Annotated in this window: 14 protein-coding genes; 3 read left to right on the forward strand and 11 right to left on the reverse strand. The window is 60.4% G+C overall.

The window, feature by feature from the left end; translation table 11 throughout:
- Positions 1–11: 11 nt before the first annotated feature.
- The 10 genes from L6R21_17150 to ssnA all read right to left on the reverse strand — a co-directional run bounded on the left by L6R21_17150 (position 12) and on the right by ssnA (position 16,745).
- Positions 12–2,096 carry a PEGA domain-containing protein gene (locus L6R21_17150; protein MCK6560925.1) on the reverse strand — a complete coding sequence of 695 codons (2,085 nt, stop codon included), beginning with the start codon at positions 2,094–2,096 and terminating at the stop codon, positions 12–14.
- 728 nt (positions 2,097–2,824) lie between these two features.
- A complete protein-coding gene (locus L6R21_17155) occupies positions 2,825–3,373 on the reverse strand; it encodes a BMC domain-containing protein (GenBank protein MCK6560926.1) in 549 nt (182 codons plus the stop codon).
- Position 3,374: 1 nt separating this feature from the next.
- Entirely contained in the window at positions 3,375–4,700 is a 1,326-nt protein-coding gene (locus L6R21_17160) for a 4Fe-4S dicluster domain-containing protein (protein MCK6560927.1), read from the reverse strand.
- An 18-nt stretch (positions 4,701–4,718) separates the two neighbouring features.
- Positions 4,719–5,699, reverse strand: a complete 981-nt coding sequence (locus L6R21_17165) for an ornithine carbamoyltransferase (GenBank protein MCK6560928.1) — start codon at positions 5,697–5,699, stop codon at positions 4,719–4,721.
- 270 nt (positions 5,700–5,969) lie between these two features.
- The gene (locus L6R21_17170; protein ID MCK6560929.1) at positions 5,970–7,151 is read right to left on the reverse strand and encodes a YgeY family selenium metabolism-linked hydrolase; all 1,182 of its coding nucleotides are present in this window, start codon (positions 7,149–7,151) and stop codon (positions 5,970–5,972) included.
- A 23-nt stretch (positions 7,152–7,174) separates the two neighbouring features.
- Entirely contained in the window at positions 7,175–8,644 is a 1,470-nt protein-coding gene (locus L6R21_17175; protein MCK6560930.1) for a pyridoxal-phosphate dependent enzyme, read from the reverse strand.
- Entirely contained in the window at positions 8,641–9,897 is a 1,257-nt protein-coding gene (locus L6R21_17180) for a threonine synthase (protein MCK6560931.1), read from the reverse strand. Before L6R21_17180 ends, L6R21_17175 begins: the two co-directional genes overlap by 4 nt.
- Positions 9,898–10,616: 719 nt before the next feature.
- The gene (xdh, locus tag L6R21_17185) at positions 10,617–13,181 is read right to left on the reverse strand and encodes a selenium-dependent xanthine dehydrogenase (GenBank protein ID MCK6560932.1); all 2,565 of its coding nucleotides are present in this window, start codon (positions 13,179–13,181) and stop codon (positions 10,617–10,619) included.
- Positions 13,182–13,206: 25 nt separating this feature from the next.
- A complete protein-coding gene (locus L6R21_17190; protein ID MCK6560933.1) occupies positions 13,207–15,225 on the reverse strand; it encodes a glutamate synthase in 2,019 nt (672 codons plus the stop codon).
- A 173-nt stretch (positions 15,226–15,398) separates the two neighbouring features.
- Positions 15,399–16,745 (reverse strand): putative aminohydrolase SsnA, encoded by a 1,347-nt coding sequence (gene ssnA, locus L6R21_17195; GenBank protein ID MCK6560934.1) that lies wholly within the window; start codon positions 16,743–16,745, stop codon positions 15,399–15,401.
- Positions 16,746–17,763: 1,018 nt separating this feature from the next.
- Here ssnA and L6R21_17200 point away from each other — a divergent pair.
- Positions 17,764–18,294, forward strand: coding sequence for a DUF6265 family protein (locus L6R21_17200; protein ID MCK6560935.1), 531 nt, complete (start codon positions 17,764–17,766; stop codon positions 18,292–18,294).
- Between the two features lie 6 nt (positions 18,295–18,300).
- On the opposite strand, the gene L6R21_17205 is transcribed toward L6R21_17200, so the two are convergent.
- Entirely contained in the window at positions 18,301–20,682 is a 2,382-nt protein-coding gene (locus L6R21_17205) for an ABC transporter permease (protein MCK6560936.1), read from the reverse strand.
- Positions 20,683–20,960: 278 nt separating this feature from the next.
- Between L6R21_17205 and L6R21_17210 the strand changes: the two genes are divergently transcribed.
- Positions 20,961–23,066: a serine hydrolase gene (locus tag L6R21_17210; protein ID MCK6560937.1), complete on the forward strand. Its 2,106-nt coding sequence runs from the start codon at positions 20,961–20,963 to the stop codon at positions 23,064–23,066.
- Positions 23,067–23,272: 206 nt separating this feature from the next.
- A complete protein-coding gene (locus L6R21_17215; GenBank protein ID MCK6560938.1) occupies positions 23,273–24,127 on the forward strand; it encodes an alpha/beta hydrolase in 855 nt (284 codons plus the stop codon).
- Positions 24,128–24,202 lie beyond the last annotated feature (75 nt).

The raw sequence follows: 24,202 nt of genomic DNA on the forward strand, positions 1-24,202 counted from the left end.
CAATCTCCGGGCTATTGAAGTTTTTGCAGCGTGAAACGCAAAGGCTCGTTGACATTGCCTTCCAACAGAATCGTTTTGGCCGGACCCACCATACGATAACCTTCCTGCCGAACCGCGATCGTGTGCAGACCGATGTGCAACATGAGCTGCTTGGGCGCTTTTTGATTGAGGTCGTTGCCGTCAACAATGATGCTGGCATACACCGGATTGTTCGATTGATCGAAAGCGGTCACGCGCAGCGTCGCCTGCCTGTTGAAATCGATCTCGAGCGACACTTCTTCGTCCGGCGCGATCGTTACGTTCTTTTCCCATCTCCCCAGCGTGGGATGAACCGCCGTCAGGCGATGCACGCCGGCCGCCAGCGTTTTGGTGAAACGCAGGGTTGATTCCTGCCGCTCCAGCGCGCCATTGAGGTAAATGGTGCCAAACGGTTTCACCAGCACACTCAAGGTTCCGGTCTGCAACTGCAGTCTGCCGAATGCTTCGCTGGTTTGTCCGGAAAATATTGTTACGAAAGTGGTGTCGTCCTTGTATCCCGGCAGGCGCAAGATGATTTCATGCCGGCCGGCGGCGATCACTGCTGTTTGGGGAGTCACGCCGAACGCGCGTCCGTTCAGCAGAATTGCGGCGCCGGCAGGATCGGATTTGATCGCGAGTGTGCCCGCTGCCGGCGTTGTCTCGCTTGGCAGCGGGTTTCTCTCCAGCACGAAACGGCGCGGAGGATTCGCGCCGTGCGACAGCACAAGCTCCTCCCGCCGGGTTTGATGGCCGGGTGCTGAGATGTCGATGTCATGCCGGCCCACGTTGAGCCGCAGATCGGCAAGTTCCACAGCCGCGACTGGCCTGCCATCGATTTTCACACTGGCTTCCGGCGGCGCGACGGTGAGCCTCAGCTTCGCTGCCGGCCGCATGGTGAATGAGAAAGCCTCCGGCCGGCCTGCAATGATTGTCACCGCCGTGTCGAGCGGGAAGTAATCTGCCTTTTGCAGCCGCAGCGCGATCCGGCCTGCGCGCGCCGGGGTCATTTTCAGCGGTGTGACACCGGTGGAATCGCCATCGAGGAAGACGGTTGCGCCGCCGGGCTGGGTGGCGAGCGAGAGGCTGGGAAGGGGAGATTGTGCGAGTTCGCCGGAATTGCGCGCGAGTCTTTGTGAAAGCAAGATCGCAGCCACAACAACAATCGCGGCCAGCGCAGCCAGGGCGATTCTTCCCAGCGGCCGTTTGCCGGAGCGCTTGACTGCTGCCGGAGAAATTCGCGCGGCGGCAGCCTGTTCAAATTCGGTGAGTGCTGCGGCCATCTCCGCGGCTGATTGAAATCGCCCGTCAGGGTTTTGCGCGAGCGCTTTCATCACAATCTTCGCCAGTTCCCTGGGAATGGCCAGATTGAGGCGCTCCGGCGAAGGCAGGTTGCCTGCCACGATCGCCTGGCGGGTTGCGAAATCAGTCAAGCTCGCGTCAAAGGGCGTTTTGCCCGTCAGGGTTTCATACAAACTCATGCCTGCGGAATAGAGATCACTGCGGTGATCGACCTGGGACATGCCGTGAATTTGCTCGGGTGACATGTAGTGCAGCGTGCCGCCGGTGATCGTGCTGGTGGTGGGTTCGGAAGGATGCTGCAGCTTGGCCAGCCCGAAGTCCATCACCTTCACCGTGCCGAGGCGATTGACCATGATGTTGTTGGGTTTCAAGTCGCGGTGAATGACGCCGGCGCGGTGGGCGTGCTCGAGGGCGTGCAGGATTTGGTGGAAAAGAGGCAGCGCTTCGGCATGCGGAAGCGGGCCGCGGCTGCGGAGTATTTGCGCCAGCGTGTCGCCGTCAACGAATTCCATCACCAGCAGCAGCCCCAACTCGGTTTCCCGCAGCGCATGCACGTTGACGATGAAGGGATCTTGCAGCTTGCCGAGCGCGCGCGCTTCCGCGCGAAACCGTTTTAAGAAGCTCTCGTCACGCGACAGCCCGAGGTCCATCATCTTGAGCGCCACGATCTTGTCGAGCTGAAGGTCGAGGGCCTGGTAGACGACGCCCATGCCGCCTTTGCCGAGCAGCGCGATGATGCGATAGTTGTCAATCGTCTTGCCGATGAGCCTTGCTTCCATCAGTCGACGCGAGTCGTTATGAGGTCACAACAGCCGGCAGCGCCTTTTCCTTGCAGGCTGGCCGCGCCGGCGGTCTCATTTCAACCGGCTCCGGCCAACGCCCGAGGATTGGGTAGCGTCTGATTGCCTTCACCGGCAGCCCAGCAGGAGCACGTCCCCGCCCGGCCTGCGCGGCGATTGGTGTGGGGCCAAACACCTTCCTGGAAGACGAATTTTTCACGCAAGCGCGGCTGCGCGGCACTGCGACATGCCCATCACAACAATGCCGTGCCTGAAGATGGCGAGGAACGATCAGCTCAGAAGGTGAACCGTTACACCTTTCAGCTCATTCCGCCGCAGCGAAAAAAGCTGCTAAGCGATAGAATGGACAGCGGGAGCAACAGCCCGTGCAGGTAAGCGGATTCTATGCCCCAGATTTTGGGTGGGTTGATTTATCGTCATGACGGCATTACTCACAAAGTATGTACGTTGCCCGCCATCCGGCAAAAGCCCGGGAATACGTAACGCTGGTCTGTATGCTTGCAGCAAAGCACAATCACGGCATGCTTCCCTGCCGGGCCTCAAAACGACGTCCTGATGATGAGTAATATCCTGGGAGGGAAAAAATCAGGGCGGGAGTATAGCAATCCTAAAGAAATTGCGCAAGCGCAATCTTCCGTGCGTTCGGCGGCAAGGCCGGTTGCGGCGCGTTGCGGTGCCGGCCTCTTGCCCGCGGCGGTGCGGCTTGCCTAAATCTTGTCTTCCAAAATCTCCCGGCGCGGTTGGGGAATGACGACTTTGCTCACCAACAGTCCTTTGTTGCGAATGTAGTTGGCGCCGGCCTCCACCGCCGCGGTCACGGCCGCGACCTCGCCGGTGAGGGTGACGTAGCCCTTGCCGCCAATCGCCATGGCGAGATGAATTTGCATTAATTGCACGTTGGCCGCCTTGACTGCGGCATCGGCCGCTTCGATCACCGAAGCCACCGAAAATGTTTCGATGATGCCCAGCGCGCCGGTCGCGGTGATGAGACGGGTGCCACTGATCGCGGGAAAAACTTCCGGATGCACATTGGAGATGAGCAGGCTGTCCACCACGGTTTCGCCGCCGCGATCCAGGCCCACCTGCATGCTTTCGTGCACCGCGGCGGTATCGCCCGCCACCATCACCATGAACTTGCCCGGACAAATGCTGCGATTGAACACGATCTGCACGCCGGCGGTTTTCAGCAGCGCATCCGCAACTTCATAGCCGCGGGCGATGGAGGTCAATTCTATCAGGCCGATGGCGTTTTCCATGCTACTCCTTTGCGATAACGATGACTTGATCGACCGACACCACCCGGCCGGTGAGGCTGGCGTGCACCGGCACGCTCAGGCGGTCAGCTTCGGGCTGCGCGAGCAGATCACCCATCTCCACGCGATCGCCGGGCCGCACGCGCGGCTGCGGCGCGGTGCCGGTGGGCGGTTGCAGGGGAATGGCCACCTGCGCCGGCGAGATGGTCTCCTCGAACAGGGGCGCTTCCTGCGTGAATTTGTACAAGCCCAATCGTTGCATCAGCCGTTGCGTGGGCACCGAGCGGTAGGCCTTGAGCGGGTGCACCTCTTTGGTGAGCTTTTGCAGTTGTTCCGGCGGCAGCCAGCGGTTGCTCGCTTTGAGATCACGCTTGGTCACCACACACACGTTGCGCGGATCCAGCTCTTCCGGGCAGGCCCACAGCGTGCAGATGTTGCATTCACAACAAGCCTGCGCCCACAGGCAGAGCGTCTCGCTCAGCGGGCCGGTGGTCAGCAGCGAACGCATCACCAAATGCGGCTGAATCGGATAGCCGAGCAGATAGCGCGGACACATCTCGGTGCACAGGCTGCATTGATCACAGGCCGATTTGCCGATGCGCTTGAAGGCGCGTTCGGATTGGGATTTTCTCTCCGCCAGCCGGGTTTCGCGGCCCAGCACGATGAGGCCGCTGGTCACGGCCGTCACCGGCGTGCTGAGATCGGTGACCACTTTGCCCATCAACGGGCCGCCATCCAACAGAACAAAATCAGCGATGGTGGCGCCGCCGGCCACCGCCAGCACCTCGCCGTAGCTCATGCCCACCGGAAACCAGGCGGTGAGCGGCTGCTTGACGTGGCCATGAATCGTCAGGAGTGAATGCGTGACGGCGTGGCCTTGCGCCGCGCGATAAACGTTGAACAAGGTCTCCACGTTTTGCACGACCACCCCGACGTGCACCGGCAGGCCGCCGGCGGGAATGCGGCGGCCGGTGCTGTGAAACACGACTTCGAATTCATCGCCGGCCGGATAAACGTCTTCCATTTCGAAGATCGACATATCCGGTTCGAGATGGGGAGTGAGGGCCTGAATCGATTTGCGGTTCTTGTGCTTGACCGCGACTATGCCGCGTTGCGCGCCGACGTGCTGCATCACCAGCCGCAGCCCCGCCACCATCTCGCCGGCGTAATGCTCCATCAGCGCCTTGTCTTTGTAGAGCAGCGGCTCGCATTCCGCGCCGTTGGCGATGACCGTATCGGCGCGCGTGTCGATTTTTTTGTAGGTGGGAAAACCGGCGCCGCCCGCGCCCACGACGCCGGCATTGCGCACCAGCTCAACCAGGTTTTTCATTGGCCGTCCGATTGCGGGTTACATGGTCAGCGCCATGATCGCTTTGGCGGTGTGCAGGCGATTCTCAGCTTCCTGATAAATCACCGACTGCGGCCCGTCGAGCACGGCATCCGTCACCTCATTGCCGCGATCGGCGGGCAGGCAGTGCATGTAGATCGCGTTGGGCTTGGCGAGCTGCATGCGGCGCTCGTCGCAAATCCAGTCGCGGTACTTTTTGGAAATTTCCAAAGCGCGCTGCGGCTCATGGAACAGCGACTCGATGCCCCAGCTTTTGGCATAGATGATGTCGGCTTGCGCGCAGGCGGCATCCATGTCATGCACGATTTCGAATTTGGTGCCGGCCGCCCGTGCGTTGGCTTGCGCTGCTGCGATTACCGGCTGCATTAAATCATACTCGGGCGGATGCGCCAGCACCACGTCCAAGCCGAAGCGCGGCATGAGCAGGCACAGGCCCTGCGGCACCGACAGCGGCTTGGCGTAGGAGGGTGCATAGGCCCATGACACCGCGATTTTTTTGCCGCGCAAGTCCTTGCCGAAAATCTCGCGCATCGTCATCAAGTCGGCGAGCGTCTGGCAGGGATGATCGACGTCGCATTGCATGTTGATCACCGGCTTGTCCGCCCAGCGCGCGATCTCGCGCATGTAGGTGTTGCCTTCGCCGGGCACGAGATCATGGCGCACCGCGATGCCGTGGCCATAGGAAGACAGAATCAAGGCGGTGTCCTTCGCGCTTTCACCGTGGGAAATTTGTGAGCTGGAGGAATCGATGAAGTGCGCGTGGCCGCCGAGCTGGGTGATGCCGGCCTCGAAGGAATTGCGCGTGCGGGTGGACTTGTCGAAAAACAGCAGAAAGATGGTCTTGTCCGGCAGGTAGCGGTGCGGCACGCCTTTCTTGAACATGAATTTCAGCTCGGCCGCCGTCTCCAGCGCGAGTTCGAGTTCCTCGCTGCTCCAATCCTGCGTCGAGATGTAGTCTTTGCCACGCAACGATCCGATCATAACTTCTCCTGAAAAGGGATGGGGTGAGTATGAAAAACGTCAATCACTCAGGGCAGACCCCTCCAGGGGTCCTGCTGAAGTCGCGAACTTTGGAGTGAATGCTCCGGCAACGGCTTGGCCGCAGCATCAAAATCCTCAGAGTCTTCACGACACTTGAAACTCTAGAAACCTCGGCTCAGCCGAGGGTGGAACATTTTTGGACGGATACGACTTCAGCAAACGTGAATAGCAGGGCACGAACTTGCCAAACTCCAGCACCACTGCGCCGGCTCAAAAGCCGTGCGCAAATTCGGCATAGAACGCCATGGCCTTGACGAGATGATCAATCGGTATATACTCATTGGGCGCGTGCGCCAACACTTCATTACCGGGCCCGAATCCCAGCGTCGGAATGTTGAACATGCCCATGCTGCCCACGCCGTTGGTGGAGAACGTCCACTTGTCGACTTTGGGATCGGCGTTGAACAGTGTGCGGTAGCTCTGGCGCGCCCGCGCGAGCAACGGATGTTCCTCCGGCAACACCCAAGTGGGCATGTAGGATGGCATGGGGAACACGGTCCCGGTGTAACTCGCGGCGCGGTATTCCGGCACCCACACCTGCGCGTTGGCCTGCTGAAATGCGGGCAGATTGCGGATTTCCGCCAGGCTGCTTTCGATGGTCTCGCCGGCTGTCAGGCGCCGGTCGAGATGAATGGTGCAGGAATCGGCGACCGCACAAAGCGAGGGGGAAGTCGAGCGAATGTCGGAAATCGTGACGCTGCCCTTGCCGAGAAAATCGTCGTGGCGCAGCCGGCCGTGCAGCTCCGCGATCGCGCTGATGATGGGCGCCATGTGATAGATGGCGTTGACCCCGCGCTCCGGCGCCGAGCCGTGGCAGGACACGCCCTCGGTCTTCACTTTGATCTCCAGCCGGCCGCGATGGCCGCGATAGACATTGAGATTGGTCGGCTCCGTCAGCAGCACCGCGTGCGGCCGAAACTTGTTTTCCTCCACCAGGTATTTCCAGCACAGCCCTTCGATATCCTCTTCCAAAATGGTGGCGATCACCCACACCGACACGTCAGCCGGGACGCCAACTTCGGCCAGAATCTTTCCGGCATAAACCGCGCTTGCCAACCCGCCTTTTTGATCACACGCGCCGCGGCCGTAGATCTTGCGGTCTTTCACCACCGGTTGAAACGCCGGCGTTTCCCACAAGTCAGGATTGCCGACGTCCACCACGTCGCAGTGGCCGTCAATCGCCAACACGCGCGGCCCGCTGCCGATGCGGCCCATGAGATTGCCGAGGCCGTCCCGGCGAATTTCATGATAGCCGAGTTTTTTCATCTCCTGCTCCAGGCGCGCAATCACCGGCTCCTCTTTGCCGCTGGTCGAGGGGATTGCCACCAGGTCGCACAAAAAGGCGGTGATCTCACCTTCCAGTTCCTGCGCTCGCCGCAAAATGTCGCTCACCGTGTTCTCCTTTCAAAAAGTCATTATGCCTGCGGCCCGGCCACCCGGGCATTGAATGCTTCGATGTGCCGGTCGATTTCGTCGATTTGATTTTGAATCGCCAGCCAGTAATCCGGATAATCGTACCACTGCGCCTGCAGCTCCTCGAGCCGGCGGCCTTGCTGCTCGATCCAGGTGTAGTATTTGAGATGGTGAATCCGCTTGCGCTCGAGCTGCGTCAGCTCGAGCAGGAAATCCGTGCTCACGCCGCGCAAATGACGGTGGTAATCGGCGATGGCGTGCTCACGGGTGTAAGGACCCTCGGCCGCGCGCAATTCCTCCAGGCGGCTGGTGTAGAGATCCATCGAATCGGTGAACACCGTGAAGATCACGTCGCGCTCAGTCAGCTCGAAATAGCGGGAGAACTTGATGGCGGCGATGAGATTGGCAATGCCGGAAATGCCGAGCAGCGGCAGTTGTTGGATGCATGCCGCAGGCACACCGCTGGCCGCCAGATAGTCCTGGCCGGCCGGTTCATTGAACAGACGGATCAGACTCATGCAGGCCTCGTCGTCAACCGCAGCGACCACGTCGGTGTTGCGCACGTTGTGAATCCACGGCACGTGCTTGTCGCCAATGCCCTCGATGCGATGACTGCCGTAGCCGTTGGCCAACAGCGTCGGGCATTGCAGCGCTTCGGCGGCGACGATTTTGGCATGGGGAAATTTTTGCTTCACATAATCGCCGCAGGCCAGCGTGCCGGCGGAACCGGTCGACGAAACGAAGCCCGCCAGCCGCTGGTTGGGCTGGTGCACGGCCGCGAAGACTTCCTCCACCGCCCGGCCGGTGACATGAAAGTGCCAGAGGTAGTTGCCGAACTCTTCGAACTGGTTGAAGATCATGATGTCGTTGCGCGTGCGCCGCAATTCCCAGCACTTGTCATAGATCTCTTTGACGTTGGATTCGGAACCAGGCGTGGCGATGACTTCGCCGGCAATGGCCTTGAGCCAGTCAAAGCGCTCGCGACTCATGCCTTCCGGCAAAATGGCAATCGACTCACAATCCAATAGCGCGGAATTGTAAGCGCCGCCGCGGCAGAAATTGCCGGTGGAGGGCCACACGGCTTTGTGGCTGGTGGGATCGAACTGGCCGGTCACCAGACGCGGCACCAGGCAGCCAAAGGTGGCGCCCACTTTGTGCGCGCCGGTGGGAAACCATTTGCCCACCAGGGCAAGAATGCGCGCCGGCACGCCGCTCAGGCGCGCGGGAATTTCGAGAAAATTCACACCGCCAAACAAGCCACCGCTATCTCGGGGTTCATTCTTCCAGGTAATGCGAAACAGGTTGAGCGGATTCACCTCCCACAAGCCCACCCGGCGCAGTTGGCTGGAGATGGCTGCAGGAATTTTCTCCGGGTGCATGAGTTGATCAAACGTCGGAATGATGAGATGGCGCTCACGCGCGCGTCGCACGGCCTGCTGCAAGGTTGGCTCATGGATTTGCAGGTCGATCATAGTGACTCCTGATGAGATGACAATTTCCGTTCGACCTCCGCCAGGCTGTTCTCGACACGCAGCGGCTGGCGGCGCACCGCCTGCATCACACCTTGAATGTCTTTGAGGCCGTTGCCGGTGACCATCACCACCGCAGTGGCATTTTCCGGCAGGCGGCCGTCGCGCGACATTTTCGTGAGGCCGGCCAGTGCCGTGGCGCCCGCAGGTTCGGCGAACACGCCGGCACGGCGCGCCAGAGTCGACATGGCGGAGAGAATTTCCTCGTCGCTCACCGCGATGAATTCACCCTGCGAGGCGCGTACCGCTGCCAGCGCTTTGATTTGATCGCGCGGCACGCCCACGGCAATGCTGTCGGCGAGGGTGTCGGGCACGATCGGCGCGGCTGCGGCAGCGCCCTGTTGCCAGGCCTGCACCAACGGCGCGCTGCCCTGCGCTTGCACGCCGATCATGCGCGGCAGCCGGTCGATCAACCGCACCGCGTGCAGGTCGGTGAAGCCTTTCCACATGCCCTGCAGAATGCAGCCGTCGCCCACGGAAACAAACACGCAATCCGGCATCTGCCAGCGCAACTGCTCGCCAATTTCCAGGGCCGCGGTTTTCTTGCCCTCGCCGAGATAGGGATTGATCGCGGTGCTGCGATTGTACCAGCCCCACTTTTCCGCGGCCTGGCAGCAGAGATCGAACGCCTCGTCGTAAGTGCCGCGCACCTGCAGCACGAGCGCGCCATAGAGCAGCAGTTGCGCCAGTTTGGCGGCCGGCGCATTTTCCGGGACAAAGATGACGGTGCGCAGTCCCGCCACTGCCGTGAATGCCGACCACGAGGAGGCGGCGTTGCCGGTGGAGGCGGCCGTGACCGTGGTGACGCCCTTCTCCAAAGCCTTGACGATGGCCACCGAGCTGGCGCGATCCTTCAACGAGGCGGTGGGATTGCGGCCGTCATCCTTGATCCAAAGCGAACGCAATCCCAACTGTTGCGCCAGCACTGTGCTGTGATAGAGCGGAGTCGCGCCGACGGCCAAAGGTTGAATGTAATGGGAATAGTTGATCGGCAGGAGTTCCTGAAAACGCCAGTGCGTGAAATCCCGATTAGCGTCAAGCGCTTCGCGCGTCAGCCTTTTGGCCACGGCGTCGTAGTCATAGCACACCTCGAGCGTGCCGTGCAGCGGGCCGCAAGCAGGACAGGTGTAGTCGATCTCTGCCGGAGAAAAGTTGCGGTTGCAGGAGACGCAGCGCAGATGAGAGAGATTGGGCATGAAGACTCGTGTGGTTGGTTATGGCCGCTGTTGAATAGCCGGGCGATTGCTTTCGATTCTCATTGGCCAGCTTGCGAGTGAAACCGCAAGTTGGCAGTTCAAGGCCTCGCCCGCGATTCCAGTTGCAGGCGAGTGGCCTGTTCCCTTCAAAAGCCTGACTCCAGCCGATGTCATTCTGCAAGGATTCCGTGAAGATTCGAGCACGGCGCCGGGGATTTTACAGGCTTCCTTCTGCATGACACGCGGAAGCATTTGAGGCCATAAGGTGCGCAGAGTCAGAATAGCGTTCTGAAAGATTCTTAACCACAAAGTAAATATATGAACCGCGGAGTCGCGGAGAGTGCAGAGTTTTGAAATCAAGAGAATCCTTCTCCGCGTTCTTCGCGTCTCGCGGTGAGCTTTTGAGGTGAATGACACGGCAGTGTGCCGAAATCTTCACAAGATCCTTACTGGATGACAGTGGTGGTGGATACCTCGTGAGAGACAACAGTGTACGAATCGGGCTTATTGCTGCCCACAGGGCATCAGATTTCAGCTTGTCTGAAATATGGCGTAGTTATCTATCCGCTGGGTTGTTTCAATCCGTTGACGACTTTCTTTGTGTTACGGTTTATCAGCGTCGGGAAAATCAAGGTCACCCAGCATTAGTGCTCTGCTACCGCGATTTCGTTGTTCTGCCCACTTGTGGGGCATTGCGCCAACCGGCGAATCCATTGGCTTCAATCCGGCTGCCTCTGCCTCCGCCGCATGGGCAGGCGATAGTGCCGGCGGCCATCGAATTGATAGAGCGCATTGGCCACCGCGGCCGCGGTCGGCACCAGCCCGATTTCGCCCACGCCTTTGGCGCCGTATGGGCCGTGCGGGTCCGCCACTTCAACGCCGATCACCTCGATCTCCGGCATCTCTTTGGCTCTCAGAATTCCGCATTGCCGCAGCCGGGTGCTCACCGGCACACCGTTCGCCAGCGGCAGATCCTCGGTGAGTGCATAACCCAGGCCCATGTGAATCGAACCTTCGATCTGGCCTTCGAACAAATTCGGATTGATGATTCTGCCGGCGTCATGGGCGGCATAGATCTTGGCGACATTGCCCTGCTCATCGAGCACGGCCACTTGCGTGGCATAGCTGTAAGAATAGTGCGTGACGGCTTCCTCGTGATCGGACTTGGGCGAGGTGGTCCAATCACAAATCCATTCGCCTTCGTAGACGCGGCCTGCCAGCTCCGCCAGCGGGCTGCGTTCGAGATCCTGCCGCAGCCGCTGCGCCGCTTTGATGATGGCATTGCCGATGATGGAGGTGGCGCGCGAAGCCGTGGTCATGCCCGCCGAGGCCGCCGCCGCGGTGCTCACTTGCACTTCGACGAGCTTGGGATCAATACCGGTTTCATTGCAGAGAAACTGCACCGCCATGGTGTGCACGCCCTGGCCCATCTCCGTCCAGCCGTGGTGAATGATCACCTGGTGCGGTGAGGCAATCACGATCTTCACCTTGCCCTCATCGCGCATGCCGTTGCCGATGCCCGTGTTCTTGAGGCCGCAGGCAATGCCGGCGTAACGGGCGGCTTGGAACGGTTCCTTGACCGCCAGCAAGGTGGCGCGCACGCCGCAGCCGCCGCGAATCACCTGGCCGGTGGCAGTGCGGCTGCCGTCACGCAAGGCGTTGTCATAGCGGAATTGCCAGCGGTCGAAGCCGCCCTGCGCGCAGAGATCATCGATGCAGCTCTCCAGCGCAAACGTGACTTGATTGACGCCGAAGCCGCGCATCGCGCCGCAGGGCAGATTGTTGGTGTAGGCCGCCCGGCTGATGACATACACATTCGGAATGTGATAGGCGCCGGTGGCGTGGCCGGCAGCGCGTTCCAGAACTTTCATGCCCACCGAAGCATAGGCGCCGGTGTCGCCGAGGATGTCCGCCTCGAGCGCAGTGAGCCGGCCGCTGCGATCGCAGGCGAGCGTGTAGGTCATGCGCAGCGGATGGCGTTTGGGGTGCATGCGAATCGACTCATCGCGCGTGAGCGTGATTTTCACCGGCCGCTGCAGCAACCGCGCAAAGAGCGCCGCGTGGCCTTGCACCGAGAGATCCTCCTTGCCGCCGAAGCCGCCGCCGCTGGGAACCAGAATCACTTCGACGCCGGCCTCGGGCAGAGCGAGCAGCCGCGCGATCTGCTTTTGATCTTCATAGACGCCCTGTCCCTGCGAATAAACTTGCACGCCGTCGGCAGTGGGCAGCGCCAGGCAGCATTCCGGCTCCAGAAAGCCGTGTTCGATCATCTGGGTCTGATAGGTGCCGCGTGCAACAAACGCTGCCGCGGCCAACGCCTCGGCGACTTCGCCCCGCTCAATCACGGTTTCGGAGAGGAGATTGCCGCCCGGATGTAGGCGCGGACTCTCCGGCCGCAGTGCCGTTTCCGGATCGGTGATGGGCTCGAGCACTGCATACTCAACCTCGATCATTTCCACCGCTTCGCGCGCGCGATCTTCACTTTCCGCCACCACGCCTGCGATGACATCGCCGACGTAGCGCGTCTCTTCGCCCACCGCGACCAGCAACGGCCAGTCGTTGATAATCAATCCAATGCAACGTTCACCGGGAACGTCTTTGGCCGTGAACACGCGCAGCACCCCCGGCAGTTTTTCCGCGGCCGCCGTGTGCAGCGCGCGCACTTTGGCGCGCGGATGCTCACTCAGTTTCAACGCGCCGTACACCATGCCGGCAACGCTCATATCCGCAACGAACGGACGTTGGCCCAACACCAAATCCGCGGCCTCGTACTTGGGATGCCTGCTGCCGATACGGCCGTCCCCGGCGGGCGCAGGAATTTCACGGCCGGCGCGCAGCGCTTCGGCAGCGAGCAGAATCGCGTCTTCGATTTTTTTGTACCCCGTGCAGCGGCACAAATGCGGGGTCAATGCCTTCTGCACTTCCTGCCGGGAAGGATTGGGATTGTGATCGAGCAGCACCTTGCCTTGCATCACGATGCCGGGGATGCAAAACCCGCATTGCACGCCGCCGCTGGCAACAAAGGCGTTCGCGAACACCGACTGGCGGTAGCCACCGAGGCCTTCGATCGTCATCACGCGGCCGTCTGCTGCTTTTTTCATGGGCGTGGCGCAGGCCAGCACCGCTCTGCCGTTCAACTCCACCACGCAACAGCCGCAGGCGGCTTGCGGGGCGCAGCCGTCTTTGGGAGAAAGCACGCCGGCGTGTTCCCGCAGATAACGCAGCAACGACAGTTCCGGATCACCGTGATATTCTTGCGCGGCGCCATTGAGCGTCAGTTTCATGAAGCACCTCTTCTCCAATTGTGTTTCAGCTCGAGGGAACAACGTTGAAATCACCGGAAATCGGAGGTGGCACTGCGCCGGCAGACTGGCTGCCGGCCGGTTGCAGCAGCAAAGCGGCATACACCTGCTGTGCGCCGCGCACGCCTTCCAGCAGCGTGCGCAGAATGTGATACGGCCGCAAGTCAACCAGCTCAGGCGAGGCTGCGCCGGTTGCGAGCGCAAAGGCGAGCGGCTGATCGTTGTGATCGAATTCCATTTCGATCTGCGCTGACCGGAAAAGGTATTTTTGCCCTGCGGCTGCGCGCGTGAGCTGATACTCTTCGCCGGCAAGGCGGCCAATCAGCGTGTCGGGCGCGGCGAAGTAGAAGCCGTTGCCCTGCGCGGATTTCTCAAAGCTGGCTTGCGTGAAAAAGAAACGCGGCTTCTCGATGAACGGACCGCCGGCCTCCGGGCAGTAGGTGTCGCAATTGCCGCAGTCATTGCAGAAATCCGCGAGATTGGCGATTTGCTGCGCCTGCGCCAGCACGAATTCACCCGCTGGAATCGCAGTGAGCTTGCCGTCGTCGACGCGATAGTTGATCAGCGGCAGGCTTTTTTTCCCAATGGGAAGCGAGAAGTTGGCGGCGTTGGGACACACGGGCAGACATTTGTTGCAGGTAATGCAATCAAAGAGTGCAAGATGGCTGTTGATCTTGGGCGGCGCTTTGCGATTCATGCGCGCGTGATACTGCGGATCGTGCACCAGCGCCGGCACGATTCTGCCGGCATTGATCTCGCCGGCAGCCGCCACGCTGGCGGCAGTTCCGCCCGCGTCCGCCAAAATAAACTCAGCGATCGTGCGGCTGCCGGTTTCTGCCATTGCTTGCTTGAGATTTTTGAGATAATCGAACAGCCGCGTGTAGCCGCCGGTCTTGAGCAAATCGGTGCAGGTGGAAACCGGCCGCAGGTTGCAGGCCACGGCCGCTGCGAAATTTTGTTTGTTGATGCCGGCGGAGAAGGAAAGGTGAAATCCCGCGCCCATGGCCTGGCGAAAGCGCTGCATGGCGTGCATCGCCAGCACGTGCAGGGGCGGCCCGGAGAGGTAGATAAATTCATCCTTGAAAATGCGCTCGTGATTCTTCACCACCAGCGTATTGGTGAATTTCGCGCCGACGTGACGGCCGTGGCGGCCGGCGAAAGCCTGCAGCCGCTGCAGCATGGCCACCGCTTCGTCAAATTGCAGGTCCGTTTCGAAGGCCTGTGGATCGAGTTGCATCTCGGTGTAGCCCAGCGCTTCGTGCAACACGCGGCGCACGGTTTCATATCCCAACAGGGTGGGATTCATCTTCACGATCACATGAAAGCCGTGCACGCTGATCAAATGCTGCACGATGTTTTCGATCTCCTCGCGCGGGCAGCCGTGAAAAGTGGAGAGCGTCACCGAATCCGAAAGGTTGGGGGGAATGGCGGTGTGCCGCAAGTGGCGGAACGCCGGCGGCAGCGTGGCGAGCGCCGCGGCAATCGCAGCCTCGGCATTCTGCATGCCGGCCAGCCAGCGCTGCATCGGCGGCGAGGAAATGCCCGCTAGATCATAGCCCACCGAGAGGTCGAAAACCGTGGCGTAGAAGGGATCGCCGGCCGGCACGCCGAGCAGCTCCAGCTTCTCGATAAGCTTGAGCAGCACCCAGGCGTTGACATACTCTTGATAAGACTCGTGCAGCCGCAGCTCTTGCGACCATTCGATATTGTAACCCACGTTGCGCACGTCGATGCACGGCCGCGGAATTTGCAGTTGATCGCGTATCTGCACCGTCTTCAGCTCGATGATCCGGCTGCCGCCGAGAAAGGCCAGCACGATGTTCTGCGCCATCTGCGTGTGCGGCCCGGAAGCCGGGCCCAGCGGCGTTGCCGGCCGCCGGCCATGAAAATCCACGGCAAAATCGAATCCCGGAAAGCCGCGAAACATCTTGCGGGCCGGGTAGCCGCCAATGGAATTTTGCGCGCGGCATTCGGCGACGATTGCTTCCAAATGGCGACCCACTGGCATGCCCTGTAACTCGGCCATGTTACTCTCGATGCGATTTGGCAGAAGCCGCAACGCTGCGCTGTGCACAGAAACGCCACGGCGAACAGGAAATTCAATGAGAAGATGATGATTCGAGCGAATACGTCCTTCCCCAAATCATTTCGTCTTAAGGCAATCCGGGCGTTCGCTGGCGGCAGCGGCCATGCCGCGGCTCATGCGTAGAATCGTTGCCATACGCGCTGCGCCACCGTCCGTGCCTCGGCGGCAATCTGTTGCTCATCGAGCTGCAGCAACTTCCCGTTCTGCACCACAATTTTGCCGTTGATCATGGTGGTGTCAACCGGCGCTTCGGCAATGCCATACAGCAAATGCCCCCAGAAGTTCTCCGACGTCAGGGGCGTGGCAGGATAATAATCAATCAACACCAGATCGGCAAGGCTGCCCGGCGCGATCGCGCCAACGCGCTTGCCGGTGAGGCGGTGATAAATCGCGGGATTGTTGCGCAGCGCCATTTGCTGAATCTCATTCCAGCCGGCATTGCAGTCGTGCAGATCATGCTTGTGCAACAGATTCGCGGTGCGCAGGTCGGGCAGCAGCGCGGGCGACATGCCGTCCGTGCCGAGGCCCACCGTGATGCCGCGCTGCAACAAACCAAAGACGTCGGTGCGGCCCACCGCGTTGTTCATGTTGGATTGGGGATTGTGCGCCACCAGCGTCTGCGTTTGCGCGAGCACTTCCTGATCGGCTTCCGTGAGGTGAATGCAATGCGCGGCCAGGCTTTGCGGCCCCAGAATCCCGCAGGCGTGCAGCCGTTCGATCACTGCGCGGCCATAGCGCGCGCGCGTCAGTTGCTGATCGACAGGATCTTCCAGCACGTGCACATGGCAGCCGGCACGGTGTGCGCGACTGAGGCCTGCCGCAGCTTCCAGGGTATCGTCATCGACCGTGAAGGAAGCGTGCAGACCGACCATGGCGTCGAAAAGATGACGTTCGTCTTCATGATTGGCGTTTCGGCATTTTTGCAGGAATCGTTCGTTCTCCGCCAGTCCTGCGGCCGCGCCGGCCTTGCCGTTGCGATCGGTGATCTCATAACACAATACGCCGCGCATGCCCACCAGCTCCAAAGCTTCCGCGATGCGGTCGAGGCTGCCCGCGATGGCATTCGGACTGGCGTGGTGATCGATCACGGCCGTGACGCCGTGCCTGACGGCGGTGGTTGCCGCGAGCAAGGCGCTGTAGTAGACCGCTGCGTCATCCAGGCTGGCATCCAATTTCCACCACAGCAGGCGCAGCACCTCGGCGAAATCGCGGGGCTGCTGCGGCAGGGCCAGACCGCGCGCGAAGGTGCTGTAGAAGTGCATGTGGGCGTTGATCAAGCCGGGCATGAGCAGCCGGCCGCCCGCGTCGAGGCGCGCGGCCTCAGGGTGCTTCTGCCGGGCTGCGTTTTCGGGAGAGATTTCTGCGATGCGATGGCCGTCGATCACGACGGCATGCGAGCTGAGCACCGGCGTGGCGCCGGCGTTGGTGAAAATGACGGCATTGTGAATGAGAGTTTTCATGCTCAATTCACCGGCATGGACGGAGAGATCTGTTGCGCGTGCTGATGGCCGTCGACGCGCCTTTGGGTCATCCCGGAGCCGGAGGCCGGCTGCGAGTGCGGCGAAGATAGGAAGTTTTGGCGAGATGTCCAAACGCGGAATTTCGTCTGACCGAGCCATGTGATCGGCAGGCTGGCACTGCGGGTTGATTGCCCAAGATCGCAGCGCCTGCTGAACCGCTACGCTGTTTTCGCGGAAAAGAACAGCCATTGAGAAAATGTTCCCGCAACGGCTTGGCCGTTGCATCCAAACCCTCAAAGTTTCCCCGACACTCGAAGTTCTGGAAACCTCGGCTCAGCCGAGAGTGGAACATTTTTGGAGAGACACTACTGCAAAAACCAAAGCTACTGCATACCGGCATTGAACGCGTGTGGGCGACCATCGTCTTGTAACCGTTGTGCCGGTTTGACGGCACGCGGAAAGCCGCGCAGGTGGTGTGGGCGATTCTTGACAGGATGGGCAGGGTTTACAGGATTTGAATGGCAGCCACTCTGTTTCTTTTCTTCCCGTCTTCGTATTTTCGCGGTGGGAATGTCTTTGCTTTTATGCAACGAGGTTACTCTCTGCCTAATACTACAACGTCAAGTATACACTGTCTTCTTTAGAAGGCCGGCTTGACCCCAAAGGGGTCGCCTGTCATAGCCCACGGGCAGCGCCCGGGAAACCGATAAAATCCATCGCGTATAGCCCTGCAGAGGCGGCATTCCCGACCCGGGTCTATGGCGCCCGGTTGGGCCTTGGCGATATCTTATGATTACCGATCTTCCAGGGCGTTGCCCTTCGCTTCCACATTTCGCACCTTGGGCCTATTTGTCTGTGCAAGAGAATTCGACTCAACGTTGTAGTACTGATGGATGAAACGGCATTCTATCAGTTGGGTTGTTTCTATCAGTTGGAATGTCTTGCTTTCTCATCAAGCAACGATTTCATGTCAAAACAACGAATCACCGTATCCTGCATTATGGCAAGGAGGGTTGGCATGCCGGCAAGACGCAGTGGCAACATGACCGCGAGTTTTCAAATGCTGCGAAATGTGATACTCATGCTGTTGGCGGTGGCGTGTGGACTGCCGGGCTTTGTTTCGGCACAGTCGCAGGCGCCCAAACTAAAGGATTTCGAGTGGCTGCTGGGCACCTGGAAACGCCAATCAGCCAAGAGTATCACTTATGAAAGCTGGCGCAAACTGAGCGAGAGAACGTTTGAAGGCGAGGGCGTGCGCCGTTCCAAGGCCACCGGCGACAGCATGCTGGTCGAGGCGCTGGTGCTGGCGGAAATGCGGGGCGAGATCTTCTACCTCGCGAAAGTGGCGGAGAATCGCTTGCCCGTGGCGTTCCGGCTCACTTCACTCGAGGGCGGCCGCGCGGTTTTTGAAAATCCCGAGCATGATTTTCCGCAGCGCATCACTTATATCCTCAATGCCGATGGTTCACTGCTGGTCATCACTGCGGGCAAAGAGGGTGGTCAGGGTGAAGCGAAGCAGATCGAATTCTCGTTTCAGAAGCTTGAGTGAAGCAAGTTACTCGTAGCGCAGCGCCTTGACGGGATTCGCCACCGCGGCCTTGGTCGCCTGTAAGCTCACCGTCAAAAGAGCAATGGCCAAAGCCAGCCCGCCGCCGAGTAAAAAGGGGCGAGGACCCAAGTCCAGGCGATAGGCAAAATTTTCCAACCAGGTATCGGTGGCGTAATATGCCACGGGCACGGCCAGCGCAAACGCGAGCAGCACCAGCCGGCTGAATTCTTTGGAGAGCAGCAGCAGAATGGACGGCACGGTAGCGCCCAGCACTTTGCGAATGCCGATTTCCTTGGTGCGCTGCTCGGCCGTGAAGGAAGCCAGTCCCAGCAGCCCCAAACAAGCCACGAAGAAGGCGAGAAACGTGAACGCGCTGAACAGCCGGCCCAGGCGTTCTTCGGTTTGATAGAGCCGGTCAAAGTCGGCATCGAGAAAACGATAGTCCAAGGGCAAATCCGGCTCGCAGGCCCGCCACTGTTCGGCGAGGAACGGTAGCGCAGCCGCAGTTTGCTGCGGCGCCAGGCGAATCGCCGCGCTCCACGACCACTCGGGCTTGATATCCAACACCAGCGGCTCGATTTTTTGATGCAGTGATTTGAAATGGAAATCCTTCACCACCCCGATCACCTGACCCATCTCTTCATCCCACACCCGAAACGGGCGGCCGACCGGATCTTCCCATCCCAATTCGCGCACGGCGGTTTCATTCAAAATGTAAGCGTGTCCAGCATCGGTGGAAAACTCGCGGGAGAAGTTGCGGCCCTGCATGATCTGCAAGCCGAGGGTGGGCACGGTTTCCTCATCCACCAGCATGGTGTAGAAGCTTCTGGTTTCCGGCTCTTCCTTGCCGGGCCAGACGTAGCCGCGGCTGGTGCCGACGCGGCCGGGCACGTTGGCCACCAGCGCAACGTTGCGCACGCCGGGATGCGCCAACAGTGATTGTCGAAACGCCGCGAAGCGCTGTTTAGCCGCGCCGCTGAGATTGAGATGGAGCACCTGTTCCTTGTCGAAGCCCAGCTCATGCGTTTTCATGTAGGCAAGTTGATCGCGGACGGTGAGAATCGCGATCAACAGGAAAACTGCGATGCTGAATTGCGCGACGATCAAGCCCTTGCGCAGCGCCGCGCCTTGGGCGCCGCGGGTGACCAGGCCTTTCAGAACTTTCGCCGGGTCGAATCCCGAGAGAATCACCGCCGGATAGATCGCGGCCAGCACGCTCGCCGCCAAGCCGATACCCGCCAGCAACAGCAACAAGCCGGGATTGGCGAACACCTCCACTGCCAGCTTTCCGCCCCCCAGTTCGCCGGCGAGCGGCGCTGCCGTTTGCAGGAGAGCCAGCGCCAACCCGACCGCGCAGATGCCGGCGAGCAGCGATTCCCCGAACAACTGCAGCAGCAGCGTCCCCCGATCGGCGCCCACGACTTTGCGCACGCCGATCTCTTTCGCGCGTTGCGCCGCCCGTGCCGTGGCCAGATTCACGAAATTGATGCAGGCGATGAACAGAATGAGCACAGCCAAGGCGGAGAAAATGTAGAGGTGGCGTTTATCGCTGTTGCTGCCGATGTCCCAGCGCACCTCAGTGGTGAGATGAATGTCGGTAATCGGCTGCAGCGCCAGCGCGGTGGAGTTGGCGGCCTCGGCATTGCGATATTTCTGCAGAAACTCGGGAAAGCGACTGGTGTAGTTCTCCGGCGCGGCGCCGGCGGGCAGCAAAAGATAGGTGTAGTAGTTGAAATTCGTGTATTCCGCCAGCGCCTGTTCCCCCATGAAGGCGGTAATCGTGTGGAATGAGGTCAGATAGTCAAACTGCAGATGCGAGTTCTTGGGGAGCGGCTGCAGCACGCCGGTGATTCTGAGATCCAGCTTCAAATCACCGCGCAACAGCGTCAGCGTTTTGCCTACGGGATTGTCGCGGCCAAACCAGGCTGCAGCCGCTGCCGGCGACAGCACCATGGTGTTGGGCGCGGCCAGCGCGGTGGCGGGATCACCCTGGCGCAGTGGAAAAGTGAAGACGCGAAACACCGCAGAGTCCGCATAGAAAAACCCGTCCACCGTGCGCGTTTCGCTGCCCGCTTTGAGATTGGCGCGGCTGTTGGCCGTGAAGAACCGCACCACTTCAAGCTCGGGAAACTCCTGCTTCAGATGCGTGGCATAGCCGGAGGCGCTGATCGCCGAGCGCTCCGGCTCGCCCTCGCGGGCAGCATGCAGCAGGCGATAGAGGCGGGGCGCATGCTGGTGAAAGCGGTCAAAACTGCGCTCCTGGCGGACGTAAAGCAGGATGAAGAAGCAGCACGCCAGGCCGAGGGCCAGCCCGCTGAGGTTGATGAAGGTGTAGCCCTTGTGCTTGGCCAGGTTGCGCAAAGCAATCGTCAGGTAATGTTTCAGCATCAGGTCTGTGCTCCGATTGGATTCAGCCTCCGGTTTGGCACCTCCACGAGGCGGCCTCTTTTAAGGTTGCAGAATGAGACAAGCAAGTCCGAGAAAAGGTTGCCGGCGGGTGCAAGAGGTCATGGTGGTGTGCTGCTGTCGCGCTGCGTCACGAGGGCCTGCGGGAAGTGAATGGAGGTGAATCGGGCATCCTGCCGCGCATTCGCGTCAATGCACTTGTGTCTGACAAAATGAATCGCTTCTTTCCAACGCACCTTTTCAACCGGAAGGAGAACGCGATGACAACTCTGTTGCGAGGCCGCATTGCCGTGCTGGTGCTGCTGCTTTGGGTGTTGCCGCTGTGCGCGCAGGAAGCCGGCCGCTTTGCCGGGGCCATCAAAACCATCGAGCAGACGGTGGCAAAGCAAATGGCAAGTGATCGGACTCCCGCGGTTTCCATTGCCTTCATGAAAGATGATTTTCAGTGGGCGCGGGGATTCGGCTGGGCGGACTTGGAGAATCAAGTGCCGGCCACGGAAAAATCCATGTATCGTCTCGCCTCGGTCACCAAGCCTATGACCGCGGCGGCGATCCTGCAATTGGCGGAGCACGGCCGGATCGATCTCGATCGCGAGGTGCAGGCATACGTGCCCTATTTCCCGCAAAAGGCCTGGCCGGTCACGGTGCGCCAGCTTCTCGGCCATCTCGGCGGCATCAGCCATTACAAGAATGCCGCGGCAGAGCTGCATATCACCGCGCCGAAGTCGACGCGCGAGGCCATCGCCATCTTCCAGGATTTTGATTTGGTCGCCGAGCCGGGTACGCGCTACAACTATTCCAGCTACGGCTACAATCTGCTCGGCGCGGTGATTGAAGGCGCCTCCGGCATGTCGTATGGTGAATACATGCGTCAGCATGTTTGGGAGCCGCTGGGCATGCACGACACTCGCCTCGATGATCCCTATGATTTGATTCCGCACCGCGTGCGCGGCTATCAACTCGTCGAAGGCGAGATCAAGAATTCCGAGTTTGTCAACCTCAGCAGCCGCTTTGCCGCGGGCGGCACGCGCAGTACGGTGTTGGACATGGTCAAGTTTGCGCACGGCCTGAACACCGGCAAGCTGCTTTCCCGCGCCAGCCTCGAGCAGATGTATGAAGCCATGGCGACCAAAGACGGTCGCCTCACCGACTACGGCATGGGCTGGGGCACGGGCCATAGTCTCGGCCACTTCATGGTGCGCCACAGCGGCGGTCAGCAGGAGACACGCACCATGCTTTACAATTATCCGTGCTGCAATTTCATCGTTGCGGTTGCCTGCAATTTCGAAAGCGCCAATCCGGCGGCCTATGCCAACCTCGTGGTGGCCGCCGTTTTGGAAGAACCCGCCAATATCGTGGCCTACGCGCCCGACAAAGTCAGCGACGCCATCTTGCTCGGCCTGCGCGAAGTTTTTGCGAGCGGCTTGAATGACTTCCAGCGGTTCGGCAAAGCAACGAGCGAGGATCCGGCGGAGCTGGCGCAAGCGTTTTCCTATTTCAATCAGCACGTCAGCCCTCCGGCCTTGCAGCGAGATCACGCTGCGGCGCTGCAGAAAATCCGCGAGGGCCGCCATCCCGTTGCGCAGCAGGCATTCAGCAAGATCGGCTCCTACATGGCCGCGCGCCTCAAAGCAAAAGCCGGCGCAGTCCGGCTCGAGAGTTATCATCAAACCGGCGCGATTCCATTCTTCCATGACTATATCGCCCTGTACCAGCAGGATGCTCGCCACCCTGCCACCTTCCGCTTTCACGCTGCTTTCGAAAAATCAGTGCAGCGCTGGCAACGTGACTGGCAACGGACGTGGACGCCAGAAGTGCGCGCCCTGGCGCTGGCGCCGCGCTCTGATTTCGCCGCGGTGCAGGCTCATCTGCAGAAGCTGTTCGCCGGCGCGCAAATCTATCCGAGTTTCATCAGCGAATTTGATGAGGCGATCGTGCAGTACATGCTGCGCGGCGAGCACGAGAAAGCGCTGGCCGCGGGAGAAACGGGCACGGCGCTTTATCCCAGCTCGGACGCGCTCCTGGCCGGACACGGCGTCGCACTTGCTCTCTTCGGCGCGAAGGAAAAAGGCCTGGCCCGCATCAAACAGGCCGCGGCCCGCAATCCCCAAGGCTCGGCCGGCGCCGAAGGTTTGAATCGCCTCGCCTACGAGCTTGCCGGCCGCGGACAGCTTGACCAGGGCATGGCCTTGCTGCAAATCGCCGTGGAATTGTATCCTCAAACAGCCAATCTCTACGACAGTCTGGGGGAGTTTCACTTGCAGAAAGGGGACCGGCAGCAGGCAATCACCTATTACCAGAAGGCCTTGGAGATTGATCCCAACTTCCAAAACGCGAAGGCCATGCTGGAGAAAATCACAAAGTAATCCGGCCAGAGTTACTTGCTGCTGCGCAGCAGCGGGGCCGGCATTGCGCGCGGCTCGCGGGCGGGCCGGCAACTTGATTTTGCAGGAACGATCGCACGATGAGGAATCTCACACCAATCTGCATTCGTCTTTTCCATTCTCCCGGACTCCGCAACCACACCGCGAGGAGTATCAGAGCCCGTTGGCGTGGCGGCCTTGCGCTGATCTTGTTGCCGCTCTTTGCCGCGTGGGGGCAGGCTGCCGACGCGCCGGAGGATTCCGCTTTCCCGGCTTATTGCCTGCCTCATACCGAAGTGCGATCATTGCATTCCGCCGTCACTGAAATTGACTACACCCTGTACGTGAGCTTGCCGCGGCAGTATGCCGGGACGAACAAAGCATATCCCGTCGTCTTCGTGTTGGATGCGGATTACGCCTTCGCGCTGGCGCACAATATCATCGAACATCTGGTTGACCGGCGGAATCTGCCGGAGATGATGGTGGTGGGCATTGCCTATGCCGGCGCGAGCCAGGTCCTGCCCGTATACCGTCACAACCGCACGCGCGATTACACGCCCACGCACACACTGGACGGCGGCTATGGCCCGGAATTTCAGAAATTCTCCGGCGGCGGGGAGCAATTCCGCCGGTTCATTGTGACCGAACTGATTCCGTTCATCGCGGCGCAGTATCGCGTCAAGCCCAACGACCGCACCCTCGTCGGCCATTCCTATGGCGGCTTGTTTGCCACTTACCTGCTGCTGACGAATCCGGAGGCCTTTCAGAGATACATCATCGTCAGCCCATCGTACTGGTATGACCACCGCGTCATCTTCACGTTCGAGGCGCAAGCGGCCACGGGCCGGCAGCAGCTACCGGCGCGCGTATTTTTGGCGGTGGGCAGCCAGGAGAATCCCATCATGGCGCAAGATCTGGAGCAATTCGCCACCGTGCTGGCTTCCCGAAAATATCAGGGACTGCAAATGAGCAGCCGAATTTTCCCGGACGAGAATCACAACAGCGTTTTTCCTGCGGCATTGACCCGGGGATTGCGTGTGGTGTTCGAGGGTGAAACTCCCTAGATTGCGACCGGCGCAGACGTGTGCAGGGTTACGCCGGTCTGCCGAGGGGGCAGGCTATAGATACTGCACTGGGGT

It is taken from the genome of bacterium (genome assembly GCA_023150945.1).
Taxonomy (GTDB): domain Bacteria; phylum Zhuqueibacterota; class Zhuqueibacteria; order Zhuqueibacterales; family Zhuqueibacteraceae; genus Coneutiohabitans.